Below are 2608 nucleotides of genomic sequence, written 5' to 3' on the forward strand. Positions count from 1 at the left end.
GTGACTTCACTCCTTTATGGGGTTTTCGGTTTGGTTACTTGAAAACTTCTCCAAATTGGGGTGAAGTCCTTTTTTATGGCCCTAAAATCCTTAGTAAATCAAGTGTTGGAAAATTGCAAAAGGCTCATTTAAATAATGGGGGGTAAATTGATGGGTCCTGCAGAAATAAGTTTGATTATCCTGGCGGCCGTGATGATTCTCTACATCACTGAAATCATACCATTGGCTGTAACTGCGATCGGATCATGCGCTGCCCTGGTCGTGTTCAAGGTGGTTGACGCAAAGACGGCGTGGAGCGGGTTATCGGACGATACTAACCTGTTGATCGCCGGCATGATTGTCGTTGGCCTGGCCATGTTTGAGACTGGCTTGGCCGAAGAGATCGGGAAAAAGATCGTTAGCTTGGCTAAAGGCAGTACGTTTGGGGTTGTCCTGGCGATGCTGGTGGTCACGATGGGTTTATCCGCCTTCTTGAATAACTCCTCGACCACTGCGATGATGGTGCCGGTGCTGGCAGGGATTATCGCCGGTTCGGGTGGTAAAATCAACGGCAAGTTCACGATGATGCCGCTGGCCATAGCGGCGGTCACCGGCGGGATGCTGACCCTGGTGGGTTCAACCCCACCGGTTATTGTCCAGGGGGTACAGACCGCGGCCGGTTACCGTCCATTTGGCTTTTTTGAGTTTGCCCTGATCGGAGGACCGATCTGCGTAGCCTTCCTCATTTACAATTTCACCATCGGTAAATGGCTGGCGGTGAAGATGTGGGGGCAGAACCCGCCACCGAGTCAGGCGCTGCAGGATATGATGAGTTTGGCGGATGCACAAAAGACCGGGGGTAAACCCAAGGACCCGAAGAAGATGTGGATGTCCGGGATCATCCTGCTGGGCTGTGTGCTCGGGTTTATCTTTACGAATACAAAAATCCTGCCGCTGGGTACCATCGCGATGATTGGCGCCCTGGCCTGTGTGGTGACGGGTTGCATTTCCGAGAAAACCACTTACCGGCAAATGGACTGGACGACGGTCCTGGTGCTGGGCGGCTCGATCGGCTTTGCGGCCGGCCTGGACAAGAGCGGCGGCGGCAAACTGCTGGCCAACTACATCCTGGGGTTATTTGGTGATAAGGTTACCCCATACACAATTCTCGTGGTGATTGCTTTTCTGGGGATGTTCCTGACCCAGTTCATGTCCAACACGGCGGCTACGGCCATGCTGGCGCCGATCGGCCTGGCCATGGCGAAGGCGATCGGGGCAAACCCGCTGCCGATCATGATGGCGCTCTGCACTGCTACGGCGTCTTCGTTCTCGACCCCGGTGGCAACCCCGCCGATGACCATTGTCCTCGGCCCAGGCGGCTACAAGTTCTTTGACTACATCAAGTGGGGCGGGCTGTTCAACTTGTTCTGCTTCTTATTGGTGATCATCCTGGTTCCACTGATCTGGCCGTTCTAGGAAAAACATTTATTCAGTAGTGTTTTGGCTTAGGGGAAATCTACCCCTAAGCCAACAATTTGACGATTTGACACGATTTTCACAAGCAAGCATATTCGCAGAAAGAGAAATAACACGCGGGAGGTATATGCACGATGGGTACTGATTGGGGTCTGGCCCTGCAGGTGGTTGTTTACGGTTTTTCTGCGGTATTCCTGGTCTTGGTGATTCTGATGTTTTCTGTCCAAGCCATGTCGGCCGTGATCATGGGATTGGAGAAACGCGGTAAAGAGGAAGCCGGGGCCAATAATTAACTTTGTACCAACAGGAAGACAAGAGGAGGAAATATGCATGCTCGAAACGCTGAAAACAGTCTTTATTTCCAGTGGATTACCAGCCCTGGATGTTAAACAGGTTATAATGTGGTTAGTCGCTTTTGCGATCATGTACTTAGCCATCAAAAAAGAATTTGAACCACTGCTGCTGTTGCCGATTGGGTTTGGTATCCTAGTGGCCAACCTGCCCCTGGCCGGTTTGATGGAAGAAGGGCACTTATTCTGGATCTTTTACCATTACGGGATTGAGTGGGAAGTGATTCCCTGCGTGATCTTTCTCGGCATTGGGGCGCTGACGGATTTCGGGCCCATGATCGCCAACCCGAAGACACTCCTGCTGGGAGCGGCGGCTCAGGGAGGTGTCTATATCACCTACATCGGGGCCATCCTGGCTGGGTTCACCGTTAAGGAGGCAGCCGGCATCGGGATCATCGGTGGGGCGGACGGCCCGACCACCATTTACGTCCTCTCGTACCTGGCCCCGTATCTGATGGGTCCATGCGCGGTGGCGGCTTACTCCTACATGGCGATGGTGCCGCTGATTCAACCGCCGGTGGCCAAATTGCTGACCACTGTTGCCGAGCGAAAAATCCGTATGCGGCAATTGCGACCGGTGAGTAAGACCGAAAAAATTCTCTTCCCCATCATCGCCGTTATTTTGATCACCCTCCTGGTTCCACCAGCCGCCCCGTTAATGGCGATGCTGATGCTGGGGAACCTCTTCCGGGAGTCAGGGGTAGTGGAACGGTTGAGCGATGTGGCGCAAAACGCGCTCCTGAACATCGTCACCGTGTTCCTGGGCATATCGGTCGGGGCGACCATGAATGCCGAGACCTTCT

The 2608-nt window shown here is 53.5% G+C and carries 3 protein-coding genes; all 3 read left to right on the forward strand.

All coding sequences use genetic code 11. The features are described from left to right. The first annotated feature begins 150 nt into the window (after positions 1 to 150). Positions 151 to 1455, forward strand: a complete 1305-nt coding sequence (locus tag HPY81_11540) for an SLC13/DASS family transporter (protein NPV28031.1) — start codon at positions 151 to 153, stop codon at positions 1453 to 1455. Positions 1456 to 1589: 134 nt separating this feature from the next. Next, positions 1590 to 1748 (forward strand): OadG family protein, encoded by a 159-nt coding sequence (locus tag HPY81_11545; protein ID NPV28032.1) that lies wholly within the window; start codon positions 1590 to 1592, stop codon positions 1746 to 1748. Between the two features lie 37 nt (positions 1749 to 1785). Continuing rightward, a partial coding sequence (locus HPY81_11550; GenBank protein ID NPV28033.1) for a sodium ion-translocating decarboxylase subunit beta occupies positions 1786 to 2608 on the forward strand: 823 nt, incomplete at its 3' end.

This window comes from Bacillota bacterium (genome assembly GCA_013178045.1).
Lineage (GTDB): Bacteria > Bacillota > Ch66 > Ch66 > Ch66 > Ch66.

Coding starts and splice junctions, on each gene's coding strand:
- HPY81_11540 (NPV28031.1), top strand. CDS start 151: ATGGGTCCTGCAGAAATAAGTTTGATTATCCTGGCGGCCGTGATGATT.
- HPY81_11545 (NPV28032.1), top strand. CDS start 1,590: ATGGGTACTGATTGGGGTCTGGCCCTGCAGGTGGTTGTTTACGGTTTT.